We start from the raw sequence: 14,817 nt of genomic DNA, 5'->3' as shown, positions 1-14,817 counted from the left end.
CCACTGTGCAATGCCCGCAGGAGCTGGCGAGCCAGCTCCTGCGGGAACACAGGTTTTAGTGCTGCAGGATTTTCTCGAGGAAGTGCTGCGCACGTTCGGAGCGGGCGTTGATGTCGCCGAAGAACTCTTCTTTCTGGCAGTCCTCGATGATCTGCCCCTTGTCCATGAAGATCACTCGGTTCGCCACCTTGCGGGCAAAGCCCATTTCGTGGGTCACGCACATCATGGTCATGCCTTCGTTGGCCAGTTGCACCATCACATCCAGCACCTCGTTGACCATTTCCGGGTCCAGGGCCGAGGTCGGTTCGTCGAACAGCATGACGATCGGGTCCATGGCCAGGGCGCGGGCGATGGCCACACGTTGTTGCTGGCCACCGGAAAGCTGGCCCGGATGCTTGTGGGCATGGGCGGCCAGACCGACTCGCTCCAGCAGTTGCAGGCCTTTCTTGGTGGCCTCTTCCTTGCTGCGGCCCAGGACCTTGATCTGGGCGATGGTCAGGTTCTCGGTGATGCTCAGGTGCGGGAACAGCTCGAAGTGCTGGAATACCATGCCGACCCGCGAGCGCAGCTTGGGCAGGTCGGTCTTGGGGTCGGCAATGGACGTACCGTCGACCACGATGTCGCCTTTCTGGAACGGCTCCAGGGCATTGACGCACTTGATCAGGGTCGACTTGCCCGAACCGGACGGCCCGCAGACCACCACCACCTCACCTTTCTTGACCTCGGTGCTGCAGTCGGTCAGTACCTGGAAGTCCCCATACCACTTGTTGACGTTTTTGATAGAGATCATACGGCGAACCTTTTTTGCAGACGCTTGACCAGCAGCGAGGCGGCGAAGCTGATTGTGAAATACACCAGACCGGCGAAGATCAGGAATTCATTGGAGCGGCCGATGATGTCGCCGCTGGAGCGCGAGGCATTGAGGAAGTCCACCAGGCCCACGGTGTATACCAGGGAGGTGTCCTGGAACAGGATGATGCTCTGCTGCAGCAGCAGTGGGGTCATCTTGCGAAAGGCCTGGGGCAGGATGATCAGGCGCATGGTCTGGCCGTAGGTCATGCCCAGGGCCTGGGCGGCGCCCATCTGGCCCTTGGGGATCGACTGCACGCCGGCCCGGACGATTTCGCAGAAGTACGCTGCTTCGAACATCATGAAGGCCACGATGCACGAGGTGAACGCGCCGATCGGGGTGTCTTCGCCGGTGATCCAGCGCAGCACGAAAGGCACCGCCAGGTAGAACCAGGTGATCACCAGCAGCAGCGGGATCGAGCGGAAGTAGTTGACGTAGGCGCCGGCGATGTTCGCCAGCAGCTTGTTGTGGGACAGGCGCATCAAGGCCAGCAAGGTGCCGAGGATGATCCCCCCGACTACGCCCAGGACCATCAGCTTGAGGGTCATCAGCATGCCGTTCCACAGGCCGGGAATGGCCGGGACGATGCCCGAGAAGTCGAATTCCATTATTTACCTCCCACGGAGATCAAGCCGGGGACCGAGACTTTCTTCTCCACCAGGCGCATCAGCAGCATCAGGCTCATGTTCAGGGTGAAGTAGATCAGGGTGGCCAGGGTGAAGGCTTCGAACAGGTTGGCCGAGAACTCGGCGGTCTGCTTGGTCTGGGCCAACAGCTCCATCAGGCCGATCAGCGAGGCCACGGAGGAGTTCTTGAAGACGTTGAGAAATTCCGAGGTGAGCGGCGGAATGATGATTCGATAGGCCTGGGGTAGCAGCACGTTCCAGTAGATCTGCGGCAGCTTGAAACCCAGGGCGCGGGCAGCGGCTTCCTGGCCGCGGGGCAAGGCCTGGATACCGGTGCGCACTTGTTCGCAGACCCGGGCGGCGGTGAACAGGCCCAGGCAGACGACGACGCTCAGGTAGGCCGAGGTGGTCGGGTTGAGATCCTGCTTGTACCAGTCCTGCAGGTTCTGCGGTAGCAGGTCGGGCACCAGGAAGTACCAGATGAACAGCTGCACCAACAGGGGCACGTTGCGGAAGATCTCCACGTAGACGGTGGCGATGCCCGACACCAGGCGGTTCGGCACGGTACGCATGACCCCCAGGATCGATCCCAGTATCAATGCGATGATCCAGGCCACCACGGCGATGGCGATGGTCCAGCCCAGCCCCGAGATGAACCAGTCGAGATAGGTCTCGCTGCCCACGCCGGTGGACTTGAAGAACACGCCCCAGTCCCAGTTGTAATTCATTGGGGTTACCCCTCAGATCGTTCGATGTACTACAAGCACCCGCCTGGGGAGATCCGTTCCCGTCTGGCCAGGACGGCCAGGCACGCGCGATCGGCTCGACAACCACCGGTGCGAGTGTTTCCAGAATGTGCCAGCAGGTAGTGACAGGCTCCTGAAGAGGCCAGGGCCCCTTCAGGAGTAAGGTTAGTCAGGAATCAGGACTTTTTGTCGTCAGCCGCTTTGTCGGTCGGATTGGCGATCAGGGCCTTGAGCTCGTCGCTCATCGGGAACATCAGGTTCAGGCCTTTTGGCGGGATCGGCGATTGGAACCACTTGTCGTAGATCTTGTTGATCTCGCCCGACTTGTAGGTAGCGACGATGGCGTCGTCCACGGCTTTCTTGAAGGGAGCATCACCCTTGCGGACCATGCAGCCGTAGATTTCGTAGGACTGAGGGGTACCGGTCACGGCCCAGTCGGTAGGCTTCTTGGCCTTGGCCATCTCACCGGCCAGCAGGGCGTCGTCCATCATGAAGGCGACAGCGCGGCCCGATTCGAGCATCTGGAACGACTCGCCGTGGTCCTTGGCGGAGATCACGTTCATGCCCATTTGCTTGTCGGCGTTCATGGCCTTGAGGATGCGCTCGGAAGTGGTACCGGCGGTGGTCACCACGTTCTTGCCCTTCAGGTCAGCGAAGTCCTTGTAGGTGGAGTCCTTCTTGGACAGCAGGCGGGTACCGATCTCGAAGATACCGACCGAGAAGTCGACCTGCTGCTGGCGCTCGACGTTGTTGGTGGTGGAGCCGCACTCGACGTCCACGGTGCCGTTCTGCACCAGCGGGATACGGGTCTGGGAGGTGACCAGGTTGTACTTGACCTTGAGGTCAGGCATGTCGAGGTCTTTCTTGATGGCTTCGACGATCTTCAACTGGATGTCGTGGGAGTAGCCCACTGGCACACCCGAAGCATCGGCGATATAGGAAAACGGAATGGAAGCGTCGCGATGTCCGAGGGTGATGGTGCCGGACTCTTTGATTTTCTTCAGTGTGCCGGTGAGTTCGGCAGCGAAAACTGGAGTGCTAATCAGAGCGGCAGCGATAGCTGCGCCCAACAGATGGGGAACGATGCGCATCAGTATTTCCTCGACATTTGTTTTTTTTATACAGCCGATTGGACGGCTCTTTTATACAGCGAATGCCTCGACGGCTCCTGTTGTGTTGGCACGACAGGCATTCGTCGGACAGTGTAGAGCATGAGTCGTGCCAGGCCAGTTGATCATGGTCAAAGCCTTGATTTCAAAGGCTATTAAATATTCATGGCAGAGGTTGTGGGGCGGGTTCATCCGGTTTGCCGAATCCCTGGCGGGGTTGCGTTCGGAAATCCGAACGATAATGGCGGCGCTTCGGCGTCGAGAAATGGCGAAGGGTTCATGTTCAGTCCATGAAAAAGCCCCTGGACCTCACGGTGCAGGGGCTTTTTCATGGCAGTGGAACTCAGGCGGCCTTGATCTTGCCGCGATCGAGTTCGATCTTCTGCAGGTAGGCCTGCAACTGCTGTTGCTCTTCCGGGGTGGTGAACAACCCCAGTTTGCTTCGGCGCCAGAGGATGTCCTGGGCCTTCACTGCCCACTCCTCGCTGCACAGGTAGTCCACTTCGCGGCTGTAGAGACCACCCCCCAGATGCTCGCCCATGTCGCTCAGGCTGTGCACTCCCTCCAGCAGGCGCCAGGTACGGCTGCCGTAGGTCGTCGCCCAGCGGCGGGCGATCTGGCTGGGCAGCCAGTCGAATTTGCTGCGGATGGCGTCGGCCAGGGCCTGTGGCGTGGTCATGTCCTCGCCACCGGGCAGGCTGGCGCGGGCAGTCCAGCTCGGCTTGGCGTGCTTGAAGTAAGGCACCAACTGGGCCATGGCCGACTCGGCCAACTTGCGATAGGTGGTGAGCTTGCCGCCGAACACCGATAGCAATGGAGCTTCGTCGCCATTGCCGGACAGCGCCAGGGTGTAGTCACGGGTCACTGCCGAAGGGTTGTCGGATTCATCGTTGCACAGCGGGCGAACACCGGAGTAGGTGTGCAGGATATCGCTGCGGCTCAGTTGTTTCTTGAAGTGGGCGTTGACCACCTGCAGCAGGTAGTCGGTTTCCCCTTCGGTGATCGCTACCTTGGCCGGATCACCGGTGTATTCACGGTCGGTGGTGCCGATCAGGGTGAACTGGTCGAGGTAGGGGATGGTGAAGACGATGCGCTGGTCTTCGTTCTGCAGGATATGCGCGTGCTCACCTTCGTATAGCTTGGGCACGATCAGGTGGCTGCCCTGGATCAGGCGGATGCCGTAGGGCGATTCCAGCTTCAGGTCGTCCTTGATGAACTTGGCGACCCAAGGTCCGGCAGCGTTCACCAGGGCCTTGGCAGTGATGGAGAACAGGCTGCCATCGGCGCGTTCCAGGTCCAGTTGCCACAGGCCCTTGCTGCGACGAGCACTGACGCAGCGAGTCTGGGTGTGTACGTGGGCGCCATGTTCACGGGCAGCCATGGCATTGAGTACCACCAGGCGTGCGTCATCGACCCAGCAGTCGGAGTATTCGAAACCCTTGGTGATCTGCGCTTGCAGCGCGCTGTCGGCGCCGAACTTCAGGCTGCGCGAGCCGCCGAGTTTTTCCCGCTTGCCCAGGTGATCGTAGAGAAACAGGCCGGCACGGATCATCCAGGCCGGACGCAGGTGAGGACGGTGCGGCAACACGAAGCGCATGGGCTTGACGATATGTGGCGCCTTGGCCAGCAGCACTTCGCGTTCGGCCAGGGCTTCACGTACCAGGCGGAACTCGTAGTGCTCCAGGTAACGCAGGCCACCGTGGATCAGCTTGCTGCTGGCCGATGAGGTGTGGCTGGCCAGGTCGTCCTTTTCACAAAGGAACACGGACAGGCCGCGACCCGCCGCATCTGCGGCAATTCCAACACCGTTGATCCCACCGCCAATGACGGCGATATCGTAAACCTCGGAAAGAGGGCGCGCGGGCAAGGTAGAAGTGGGCATCGACTGGCCTCGTGTTGCTTTGATATTTGAATTCGAACATTAATGTTCATTTCCGAAAATACTAGCGCATAAACAAGGCGGTATCCAGCGCGCTTCGATTGAAAAAACTGATCGAAGGGCCCCGAAAAGTCGGTTTGCGAACATTGTCAGGCGATTATTGCAGTCGTGGGTGTGCAGGCAGGAGGCGGGCAGGAGAGTTGCCGCAACGGCCGGGCAAGGAAGACTGCCCGGTCGCAGGTGAAGGGGGCGTCAGACGACTTCGAGGCGGATCTTGTGCTGGTTGAGCAGTTGGGTCAGGGCTGGTACTGGTTGCTGGTCGGTGACCAGGCAATCGATCAGGCTGATGGGGCCCAGGCGGATCATGGCATTGCGTCCGAACTTGCTGGAGTCGGCGGCCAGGATCACCTGTCGGGCATTGGCGATGATCGCCTGGGAGACCCGCACTTCCTGGTAGTCGAAATCCAGCAGGCTGCCGTCTTCGTCGATGCCGCTGATGCCCACCAGGGCGAAATCCACCTTGAACTGGTTGATGAAGTCGACGCTGGCCTGGCCCACTACGCCACCATCGCGGCGGACATTGCCGCCGGTCAGCAGCACATCGAAATCATCCTTGGCACTGAGCATCGAGGCCACGTGCAGGTTGTTGGTGATGATTTTCAGGTGGCTGTGGTTGAGCAGGGCGCGGGCGATGGATTCGGTCGTGGTACCGATATTGATGAACAGCGAGGCATGATCGGGGATCTGCGCGGCGACGGCTTCGCCGATACGCTGCTTTTCATCGCGCATCTGGTCGGCGCGCATGGCGTAGGCGGTGTTTTCTACGCTGGAGTCATAGGCCGCGCCACCGTGGTAGCGACGCAACAGGTTGGCTTCTGCCAACTGGTTGATATCGCGGCGGATGGTCTGCGGGGTGACGACGAACAGCTGGGCCAATTCCTCGATGCTGACATAGCCGCGTTCGCGGACCAGGTCGAGGATTTGCTGCTGACGGGGAGGCAGATTCATGGGGCTTCCTTTGGGCTGCCGTGCAAAATTTGCCCATGATGCCGCAGGAATCCGCTCCCTACCAGTTGCCAGGCTGGGTGACGGCGAGTGCCGTGCCTCGAAAACCGGCCCGCACACCTTGCCTGCGGCAGGTGGTGGATGCGGCTATGCCGGTTCGTTGCGCAGCCCCGCAGGCCATGCGGGGCTGCCCAGATCGCCTGGAGATGGAATCCAGGATTTGGCTTATTTGGCCTCGTCGTGGGGTTCCCAGTCGCGGGTGCGGCTGACGGCTTTCTTCCAACCTGCATACAGCGCTTCTTTTTCGGTTTCGGCCAGTTGTGGTTCGAACTCGCGCTCGATCACCGCCTTGCCGCGCAGTTCTTCCAGGCTGCCCCAGAAACCGCAGGCCAGGCCTGCCAGGTAGGCAGCGCCCAGGGCCGTGGTTTCACGCATTTGCGGACGTTCTACCTGGGTGCCGAGGATGTCGGCCTGGAACTGCATGAGGAAGTTGTTGGCCACGGCGCCGCCGTCCACGCGCAGGGCCTTGAGGCGCTCGCCGGAGTCCTGTTGCATGGCGTCGAGCACATCGCGAGTCTGGTAGGCGATGGATTCCAGGGCGGCGCGGATGATGTGGTCCACGCGCACGCCGCGGGTCAGGCCGAACAGTGCGCCACGGGCATAGGGGTCCCAGTAGGGAGCGCCCAGGCCGGTGAAGGCCGGTACCAGGTACACGCCGTTGCTGTCCTTGACCTTGCCGGCGAAGTATTCGGTGTCGTGGGCGTCGTTGATGATCTTCAGCTCGTCACGCAACCACTGCACGGTGGAACCGCCGTTGAATACTGCACCTTCCAGGGCGTAGGCCACTTCGCCACGGGGGCCGCAGGCGATGGTGGTGAGCATGCCGTGCTGGGACTTCACCGCCTTGTCGCCGGTGTTCATCAGCAAAAAGCAACCGGTGCCGTAGGTGTTCTTGGCCTGGCCTGGCTCGACGCACATCTGGCCGAACAGCGCCGCTTGCTGGTCGCCGGCGATACCGCCGATGGCGATGCCGCTCTTGGTACGGCCGTAGATTTCCGAGGAGGACTTCACTTCCGGCAGCATCTCGCGCGGGATGTCCAGGACCTCCAGCATCTTCGCGTCCCACTCCAGGGTATGGATGTTGAAGAGCATGGTGCGCGAGGCGTTGGTGTAGTCGGTGACGTGGGTCTTGCCGCCGGTGAATTTCCAGATCAGCCAGCTGTCGATGGTGCCGAACAGCAGTTCGCCGTTGCGGGCGCGCTCGCGGCTGCCTTCGACGTTGTCGAGGATCCACTTGAGTTTGGTGCCGGAGAAATACGGGTCGGTGACCAGGCCGGTGGTCTCGCGGATGTAGTCTTCCAGGCCGTCGCGCTTGAGCTGCTGGCAGATCTCGGTGCTGCGCCGGCACTGCCAGACGATGGCGTTGTAGACCGGGCGGCCGGTGTTCTTGTCCCAGACCACGGTGGTTTCACGCTGGTTGGTGATACCGATGGCGGCTACCTGGTCATGGTGCAGGCCGGCTTGTGCCAGGGCCTCGACCATCACCGCGCTCTGGGTGGCGAAGATTTCCATCGGGTCGTGCTCGACCCAGCCAGCTTGCGGGTAGTGCTGGGCGAACTCGCGCTGGGCGGTGCAGACCACGTTGGCGTCGCGGTCGAAAATAATGGCTCGGGAGCTGGTCGTACCCTGATCGAGGGCAATGATGTAGTTCTTATTCTGAATGTCGGTCATGTCGATTGCCTTGGACGAAATAAGGGAGTGGAAACAGGCGCGGGATCGATTTGGGCAGGATCACGCGCCGCTGGATTCAGGAAGCTTTTACTTTGCCATCTGTGGCCTGCTCGGCCTCTGGAGACGGCGCGCTGCTGGGCAGGTGGCGGGCGATCAGGCTGCGATAGGCAACTGCACCGAGGCAGGCGCCCAGGATCGGAGCGAAGATTGGCACCAGGAAATACGGAATGTCACGGCCGCCGGTGAAGGAAATCTCACCCCAGCCGGTGAAGAACGTCATCAGTTTAGGACCAAAGTCCCGCGCCGGGTTCATCGCAAAACCGGTCAGCGGGCCCATGGCACTGCCGATCACGGCAATCAGCAGGCCAATCAGCAGCGGGGCCATGGGGCCGCGGGGCAGGCCGTTGTTGTCGTCGGTCAGGGACATGATCACGCCCATCAGGATCGCAGTGATCACCACTTCCACCAGGAACGCCTGGGCGGTGCTCAGGGACGGATTAGGGAAGGTGGAGAATACCGAGGCCAGTTCCAGGCTGGCCTGGGAGCCACGGACCATCTGGTGGGCTTGTTCGAAATCGAAGAACAGATTGCTGTACAGCGTGTAAACCAACAGGGCGGCGCAGAAGGCGCCAGCCACCTGGGCCAGGATGTAGAACGGCAACTTGCGCTTCTCGAAATCAGCGAACAGGCACAAGGCGATGCTCACGGCAGGGTTCAGGTGCGCGCCGGAAACGCCGGCGGTCAGGTAGATCGCCATGCTGACGCCGATCCCCCAGATGACGCTGATTTCCCATAGGCCGAAGCTGGCCCCCGCGACCTTGAGCGCGGCGACGCATCCTGTGCCGAAGAAGATCAACAGTGCGGTGCCCAGGAACTCGGCCATGCATTGGCCAGATAGCGACGGTTGTTGCAGAGCAGTTGTCATTGTGAACCTCGATTTTTGTTGTTGTCTGGCGCTGCTGCAAAAGGCATGGAGCGCGACTTCCAACGAAGGCGGAATCCCCATTCCGGCCTCGTCTTGTTACTGGGTAGCAGCTTGCATTTACCGCATGATATTCAGAAACGAAAAAATATAGACAAGAAACACCGCTGTCAAAGGTCGAAAGTGAACGAGTGGTCATTTTATAGATATCAGTCAAATGAATGATCGGCGGCGCTCTGCCCAGGAGTGACAGCAAGGCCAGCGTTGCCGGGGGAGGGGGCTGGTTTTCAAGGCTCGGATTAGAGCCTTTTGTCGATCAATGGCCTAAAATCCGCAAGCTTTGTTTTGCCCTTTATCCCTGCCCTGGAGCTGCCATGACCCCTGCACTGGACCTGCTGAAAAAAGTTCGCGCCGAACATCGCATTCACAGTTACGAACATGATCCCAAGGCAGCTTCCTATGGGCTCGAAGCGGCCGAGAAGCTCAACCTTGATCCGGCACGGGTGTTCAAGACCCTGTTGGCCAGCAGTGAGAAGGGGGAGTTGTTGGTGGCGGTGGTGCCGGTGGCCGGTAGTCTGGACCTCAAGGCCCTGGCCCATGCCGCAGGGGTGAAGAAAGCCGAGATGGCCGATCCTGCCGCCGCCCAGCGTGCCACTGGCTACCTGCTGGGAGGAATCAGCCCGTTGGGGCAGAAGAAGCGCTTGCGGACATTTATCGATAGTACTGCGCAGCCCTTGTCCAGCATCTTCGTTAGCGCCGGTCGTCGAGGCTTGGAGGTGGAGTTGGCGGCGGCGGTTCTGGCCGAACATACCCAGGCCGGGTTTGCCGATATCGGACGTCCCTGAGTCTCGGCAGTCGGTACCTGGGGCGTGGTGCGACAGCCGGCTCCGGTGCCGCACCGGAGCCGAGATGTCGTTTCAGTGGGCGCTGTTGTAGCGCCGTACACCGGAGTCGTTTGCCGGGATCTGTGCCGCCGTGCTGCCGCTGGCCTGGAACAGCACCAGGTGCTCGGCGGCCACGCGAATGCCTACGTCTTCTCCCACCCGATGGTCGGCATGGCTGGGAAAGATCGATTCCAGCTGGCTGCCGGTGGGCAATTGCAGGCGATAGAGAATCGAGGCTCCGAGGAAGGTTTTGCCGACCACCCGAGCTTTGAGTGCGCTGTCGGGGGCATGGACGATGTCGTCCGGGCGCAGTAGCACGTCAACCGCACCACCGGTTGGCCAGGTATAGGCTCGGTTGCCTTGCAGCATGCCCAGTTCGGTATGGACCGATTCGGGGCTGCTCAACTGGCCACGAATGAAGTAGCCCTGGCCAATGAAGCTGGCGACGTAGGGGGTCTGCGGTTCGTGGTAGAGGTTGTAGGGAGTATCCCATTGCTCCAGGCGACCTTCCTTGAAGACTCCGACCTGGTCGCTCACCGCAAAGGCTTCTTCCTGGTCGTGAGTGACCAGGATCGCACTGGTTCCCCGGCTCTTGAGGATGTCGCGCACCTCATGGCTGAGCTTGCGACGCAGTTCGCCGTCCAGGTTGGAGAACGGCTCGTCGAGCAATAGCAGTTGGGGCTCGGGTGCCAGGGCGCGGGCCAGGGCCACGCGTTGTTGCTGGCCTCCGGAGAGTTCATGGGGGAAACGCTGGCCCAACTGCTTGAGGTTGACCAGTTCCAGCAGCTCGGCGACCACCCGGTCCTTCTCAGGGTGCTTGCGGATGCCGAAGGCGATGTTGTCTGCCACGGATAAGTGGGGGAACAGCGCATAGTCCTGGAACACCATGCCGATCCGGCGTTTTTCCGGGGCCAGGGTGAAGCCGGCGCTGGAGATGGTTTCGCCAGCCAGCTGGATTTCACCCTCATGCACCGGTTCGAAACCGGCGATGGCCCGCAAGGTGGTGGTCTTGCCGCAACCGGAGGAGCCCAGCAGGCATCCGATATCCCCGGCGTTGAGGTGCAGGTTGAGGTTCTGCACCACTCGTTGGTCCTGGTAGCCGCAAGCCAGGTTGCGCAGGTTCAGTAGCAATGGCTGGCTCATGCGTGGTGGTACGCCGGCTCGACGAGGAACTCGAGCAGGGCCTTTTGTGCATGAAGGCGATTTTCTGCCTGGTCCCAGGCAACCGAGCGTGGGTCGTCCAGCAGGTCGAGGCTGATTTCCTCGCCGCGGTGAGCGGGCAGGCAGTGCATGAACAGTACGTCCGCTGCTGCCAGGTCGAGCAGGGCGCGGTTGACCTGGAAGGGGGCAAACAACTCCAGGCGCTTGGCGGTTTCTTCTTCCTGGCCCATGGAGGTCCAGACATCAGTGCTGACCAGGTGGGCGTCGCGCACGGCTTCCCGTGGGTCGCGGACGATGGTCACCCGGTCCCCAGCCTGGGCGACGAATTGTGGGTTGGGTTCGTAGCCTTCAGGGCAGGCGATGCGCAGTTGGAAGTCGAACTGGATGGCCGCTTCTATATAGCTGTTGCACATATTATTGCCATCGCCGATCCAGGCCACGGTCTTGCCCTGGATCGAGCCGCGGTGTTCGAGGAAGGTCTGCATGTCGGCCAGCAACTGGCACGGGTGCAGGTCATCGGACAGGCCGTTGATCACCGGCACGCGGGAGTTGGCCGCGAACTCGGTCAAGGTGCTGTGGGCGAAGGTCCGGATCATCACGGCGTCGAGCATGCGCGACATGACGATGGCGCAGTCGCCGATAGGCTCGCCGCGTCCCAGTTGGGTGTCCCGTGGCGAAAGGAAGATGGCTTGGCCGCCCAGCTGGATCATGCCGGCTTCGAAGGAGAGTCGGGTACGAGTCGACGATTTTTCGAAAATCATGCCCAGCACACGATTTTTCAAGGGCTCGAAGAGTACACCGCGGTTACGCAGGTCCTTCAGCTCGATGCCTCGACGGATCACACTGACCAGCTCTTCGGGCGTGCAATCCATCAGGGAGAGAAAGTGCCTTGCGCTCATCATTAACTACCTTATTTGCAACGGACCGCAGATTCTCAAAGCCTTGTTTTGTCGAACAACGGGCTGGACCTGCGGCGGAAGCCGCACGGGGCGACGAAATAGGGGAAGGCGCGATCTTATAATTAAATGTCGCGTCTTACCAATAGTGCTACGACGATTATGGGCATTCAGGGAGGCCAGGGTGCGAATGCGCTGGCACTTCAGGGACCAGTTTCCAGACAGCAGCCAGGCATTTGTACACTGCCCCGGCACGGCTTGGCAATTGAGTGGGGCGCTGCCGGTGCCGGTGCGGTCGTTTTCTGACCCATGGGCCGAAGATTCGTGATGGGGGCGTTTGTGGGGCCCCAGCCTGAAACATTTCCTAATGCAAAGTGCTGGGGTTATAAAGGCGAATCAGTAGCAGGGATGCATGTGCGATGGAGTCCAAGGAGCAACAATTGATGACGCTGCTGGGGCTCACGGCCCGGGCGCTCACCGACATGACCGCCTCGGTGACGGCGTTTTCATTCGAGCTGTTGCGCAGCGAGGACCAGGTGACCCGGGCTGCTGCGCGCAAGATGATCGACCGGATGATGAGCATCAGCGCCGGTCTCGACGAGCATTGGCGATTGCTCGCCGAATTGTCGGCCGATTACCCGGGGCAAGGCCCTGTGGATACCACGGCCCAGATACCTTCCGAGGGCTTGCCCAGGCTGCCGCCCAATTGAGCGTGGCAATCATGGCCTGGGTTGATAGCCATGAATTCATATGACGAACGTCCCTGGTGTCCTTGCGTGGCTGCGGCCATAGTTTTTGCCTTCGGTGCCTGAACGCAGGTACTTCAAATAATAGAGGCTGGCCATGACCAAGACTCTGCATCACCGTGCTTGCCATCTGTGTGAAGCTATTTGCGGCTTGACCCTGGAAGTGACGCAGGAAGAGGAGGGCGGCCCACGCATTACCTCGATCAAGGGCGATCATCAAGACAGTTTCAGTCGTGGCCATATCTGTCCCAAGGCCGTGGCCCTGCAAGATATCCAGAATGATCCTGATCGCTTGCGCCAGCCGGTACGTCGCATCGGCAAGCAATGGCAGCCTATCGGCTGGGATGAGGCTTTTGCCCTGGTGGCCGAGCGCCTGGTGGATATCCAGCAGCACCATGGCAATGATGCGGTCGCCACCTACCAGGGTAATCCCAGCGTCCATAACTATGGACTGATGACCCATAGCGGCTATTTCCTCAACCAGCTCAAGACTCGCAATCGGTTTTCGGCGACCTCTGTCGATCAGTTACCCCACCATCTGGTCAGTTACTTCATGTACGGCCATGGTTTGCTGTTGCCGATCCCCGATATCGATCACACTGACTTCATGCTGATCCTTGGCGGCAACCCCTTGGCGTCCAATGGCAGCATCATGACCGTGCCGGACGTGGAAAAGCGCCTGAAGGCCATCCAGGCTCGGGGAGGCAAGGTGGTGGTGGTCGATCCTCGACGCAGCGAGACGGCGGCGATGGCCGACCAGCACCTGTTCATTCGCCCGGGTGCAGACGTGGCCTTGCTACTGGGCATGTTGAACAGCATCTTCGAGGAGGGGCCGACCCGCGACAGCCATTTGCAGGTGGATGGGTTGGCCGAGGTGCGCCAGGCGGTTTCCCGTTTCACCGCCGAGGCCATGAGCCCACTGTGTGCGATTCCGGCTCCCTTGATTCGTCAACTGGCCCGAGACTTTGCCAGTGCGGACAAGGCCGTCTGCTACGGACGCATGGGGATCTCCACCCAGGCGTTCGGTACCTTGTGTCATTGGCTGGTGCAATTGCTGAACCTGATCACGGGTAATCTCGATCGGGTTGGCGGCGCCTTGTGTACCGAGCCGGCGGTGGATTTGGTGGCGGCGACCTCCGGCGGGCATTTCAATGCCTGGCAGAGTCGGGTGTCCGGGCTTCCCGAGTACGGTGGCGAACTGCCCGTTTCAGCCCTGGCTGAAGAAATGCTCACTCCGGGGGAGGGGCAGGTACGAGCCCTGGTCACGGTGGCGGGCAACCCGGTGCTGTCCACCCCCAATGGCCGGCGCCTGGAGGAGGCCCTGGACGGCCTGGATTTCATGGTCAGCATCGATCTGTACATCAATGAGACCACTCGCTATGCAGATTTGATCCTGCCTTCTACCTCGGCGCTGGAGAACGATCACTACGACACCACCTTCAATCTATTTGCTGTGCGTAATGTCAGCCGTTTCAATCGGGCGATCCTGCCCAAGCCCGAGGGGGCCCTGCACGATTGGGAGATATTCGTCGGCTTGGCCAAGGCGTTCGCGGCAAGGACTGGAAACCCGCTCAAGCCGACCATGGCCCCTGCGCAGATGATCGACATGGGCCTCAGAGCCGGGCGTTATGGCGATGGCTCACCGTTTGGCTTGTCCTTGCAGACCCTCGAGCAGCACCCGCATGGCATCGACCTGGGGCCTCTGCAGCCAAACCTGGCGCAGCGCCTGAGGACCGATAACCGCAGGGTCCAGGTCGCACCGCCGGCGATCATGGCGGACCTGCAGCGCTTTGCCGAGCAGGGGGCGCCGGCAGTGGAGGAGTTGCTGCTGATCGGACGCCGGCATGTGCGCAGCAATAATTCCTGGATGCATAACTATCATCGCCTGGTGAAGGGCAAGCCTCGCCATCAGTTGCTGATGCATCCCCAGGACCTGGCCCGGCGGGGCCTGAGCGATGGCCAGAGGGTGCGTATCAGTTCCCGGGTCGGTGCGGTGGAAGTCGAAGTGCTGGCCAGTGAGGAGATGATGCCCGGAGTGGTGAGCCTGCCCCATGGCTGGGGGCACGGGCGCTCGGGAGTGCAGATGAACATTGCCACGCAGCAGCCGGGCTGCAGCGTCAATGACCTGACCGATGAGCGCCACTTGGATGCACTGTCGGGAAACGCTGCATTGAATGGGGTACCGGTAAAGGTTGAGGCCGCCTGAGAAGTCTGTCGGAGAGGCCAAGCAGTACGCTCAGGATTCCGTTACAATGCGCCACC

General features: G+C 60.8%; 13 protein-coding genes. 3 read left to right on the top strand and 10 right to left on the bottom strand.

The features are described 5' to 3' along the window. Positions 1-55: 55 nt before the first annotated feature. The 8 genes from ATY02_RS29130 to ATY02_RS29095 form a co-directional block, all read right to left on the bottom strand. Positions 56-790, bottom strand: coding sequence for an amino acid ABC transporter ATP-binding protein (locus ATY02_RS29130; RefSeq protein WP_022640630.1), 735 nt, complete (start codon positions 788-790; stop codon positions 56-58). Then, positions 787-1,458: an amino acid ABC transporter permease gene (locus tag ATY02_RS29125; protein WP_022640629.1), complete on the bottom strand. Its 672-nt coding sequence runs from the start codon at positions 1,456-1,458 to the stop codon at positions 787-789. The genes ATY02_RS29130 and ATY02_RS29125 overlap by 4 nt, the downstream gene beginning before the upstream one ends. Continuing rightward, positions 1,458-2,204: an amino acid ABC transporter permease gene (locus tag ATY02_RS29120; protein WP_068584980.1), complete on the bottom strand. Its 747-nt coding sequence runs from the start codon at positions 2,202-2,204 to the stop codon at positions 1,458-1,460. Before ATY02_RS29120 ends, ATY02_RS29125 begins: the two co-directional genes overlap by 1 nt. Positions 2,205-2,398: 194 nt before the next feature. Continuing rightward, the gene (locus ATY02_RS29115; RefSeq protein ID WP_060840809.1) at positions 2,399-3,313 is read right to left on the bottom strand and encodes a glutamate/aspartate ABC transporter substrate-binding protein; all 915 of its coding nucleotides are present in this window, start codon (positions 3,311-3,313) and stop codon (positions 2,399-2,401) included. Positions 3,314-3,674: 361 nt separating this feature from the next. Continuing rightward, a complete protein-coding gene (gene glpD / locus ATY02_RS29110; RefSeq protein ID WP_068584984.1) occupies positions 3,675-5,213 on the bottom strand; it encodes a glycerol-3-phosphate dehydrogenase in 1,539 nt (512 codons plus the stop codon). 249 nt (positions 5,214-5,462) lie between these two features. Continuing rightward, positions 5,463-6,218, bottom strand: coding sequence for a DeoR/GlpR family transcriptional regulator (locus ATY02_RS29105; RefSeq protein ID WP_011063123.1), 756 nt, complete (start codon positions 6,216-6,218; stop codon positions 5,463-5,465). Between the two features lie 222 nt (positions 6,219-6,440). Beyond that, entirely contained in the window at positions 6,441-7,946 is a 1,506-nt protein-coding gene (gene glpK, locus ATY02_RS29100; protein WP_068584987.1) for a glycerol kinase GlpK, read from the bottom strand. A 76-nt stretch (positions 7,947-8,022) separates the two neighbouring features. Continuing rightward, positions 8,023-8,871: an MIP/aquaporin family protein gene (locus ATY02_RS29095; RefSeq protein WP_068584990.1), complete on the bottom strand. Its 849-nt coding sequence runs from the start codon at positions 8,869-8,871 to the stop codon at positions 8,023-8,025. Positions 8,872-9,242: 371 nt separating this feature from the next. Here ATY02_RS29095 and ybaK point away from each other — a divergent pair, with 371 nt between their 5' ends. Continuing rightward, a complete protein-coding gene (gene ybaK / locus ATY02_RS29090; RefSeq protein WP_068584993.1) occupies positions 9,243-9,713 on the top strand; it encodes a Cys-tRNA(Pro) deacylase in 471 nt (156 codons plus the stop codon). Positions 9,714-9,785: 72 nt separating this feature from the next. Here the strand turns inward: ybaK and ATY02_RS29085 are convergent, their stop codons facing one another. Continuing rightward, positions 9,786-10,895 (bottom strand): ABC transporter ATP-binding protein, encoded by a 1,110-nt coding sequence (locus tag ATY02_RS29085; RefSeq protein ID WP_068584996.1) that lies wholly within the window; start codon positions 10,893-10,895, stop codon positions 9,786-9,788. Then, on the bottom strand, positions 10,892-11,812 hold the full coding sequence (argF, locus tag ATY02_RS29080) for an ornithine carbamoyltransferase (RefSeq protein WP_068584999.1): 921 nt from the start codon (positions 11,810-11,812) through the stop codon (positions 10,892-10,894). Before argF ends, ATY02_RS29085 begins: the two co-directional genes overlap by 4 nt. A gap of 416 nt (positions 11,813-12,228) precedes the next feature. Here argF and ATY02_RS29075 point away from each other — a divergent pair, with 416 nt between their 5' ends. Further along, complete coding sequence (locus ATY02_RS29075; protein ID WP_068585002.1) at positions 12,229-12,519, top strand: hypothetical protein; 291 nt, start codon at positions 12,229-12,231, stop codon at positions 12,517-12,519. A gap of 133 nt (positions 12,520-12,652) precedes the next feature. Further along, positions 12,653-14,761, top strand: a complete 2,109-nt coding sequence (locus ATY02_RS29065) for a molybdopterin oxidoreductase family protein (protein ID WP_068585004.1) — start codon at positions 12,653-12,655, stop codon at positions 14,759-14,761. The last annotated feature ends 56 nt before the right edge of the window (positions 14,762-14,817 follow it).

It is taken from the genome of Pseudomonas sp. BIOMIG1BAC (assembly GCF_001705995.2).
Classification (GTDB): domain Bacteria; phylum Pseudomonadota; class Gammaproteobacteria; order Pseudomonadales; family Pseudomonadaceae; genus Aquipseudomonas; species Aquipseudomonas sessilinigenes.
This window is presented reverse-complemented; position numbering and strand designations above follow the sequence as displayed.

Excerpts from the sequence above, each read along its gene's own strand:
- ATY02_RS29130 (WP_022640630.1), bottom strand. The coding sequence starts at position 790 with ATGATCTCTATCAAAAACGTCAACAAGTGGTATGGGGACTTCCAGGTA.
- ATY02_RS29125 (WP_022640629.1), bottom strand. The coding sequence starts at position 1,458 with ATGGAATTCGACTTCTCGGGCATCGTCCCGGCCATTCCCGGCCTGTGG.
- ATY02_RS29120 (WP_068584980.1), bottom strand. The coding sequence starts at position 2,204 with ATGAATTACAACTGGGACTGGGGCGTGTTCTTCAAGTCCACCGGCGTG.
- ATY02_RS29115 (WP_060840809.1), bottom strand. The coding sequence starts at position 3,313 with ATGCGCATCGTTCCCCATCTGTTGGGCGCAGCTATCGCTGCCGCTCTG.
- glpD (WP_068584984.1), bottom strand. The coding sequence starts at position 5,213 with ATGCCCACTTCTACCTTGCCCGCGCGCCCTCTTTCCGAGGTTTACGAT.
- ATY02_RS29105 (WP_011063123.1), bottom strand. The coding sequence starts at position 6,218 with ATGAATCTGCCTCCCCGTCAGCAGCAAATCCTCGACCTGGTCCGCGAA.
- glpK (WP_068584987.1), bottom strand. The coding sequence starts at position 7,946 with ATGACCGACATTCAGAATAAGAACTACATCATTGCCCTCGATCAGGGT.
- ATY02_RS29095 (WP_068584990.1), bottom strand. The coding sequence starts at position 8,871 with ATGACAACTGCTCTGCAACAACCGTCGCTATCTGGCCAATGCATGGCC.
- ybaK (WP_068584993.1), top strand. The coding sequence starts at position 9,243 with ATGACCCCTGCACTGGACCTGCTGAAAAAAGTTCGCGCCGAACATCGC.
- ATY02_RS29085 (WP_068584996.1), bottom strand. The coding sequence starts at position 10,895 with ATGAGCCAGCCATTGCTACTGAACCTGCGCAACCTGGCTTGCGGCTAC.
- argF (WP_068584999.1), bottom strand. The coding sequence starts at position 11,812 with ATGAGCGCAAGGCACTTTCTCTCCCTGATGGATTGCACGCCCGAAGAG.
- ATY02_RS29075 (WP_068585002.1), top strand. The coding sequence starts at position 12,229 with ATGGAGTCCAAGGAGCAACAATTGATGACGCTGCTGGGGCTCACGGCC.
- ATY02_RS29065 (WP_068585004.1), top strand. The coding sequence starts at position 12,653 with ATGACCAAGACTCTGCATCACCGTGCTTGCCATCTGTGTGAAGCTATT.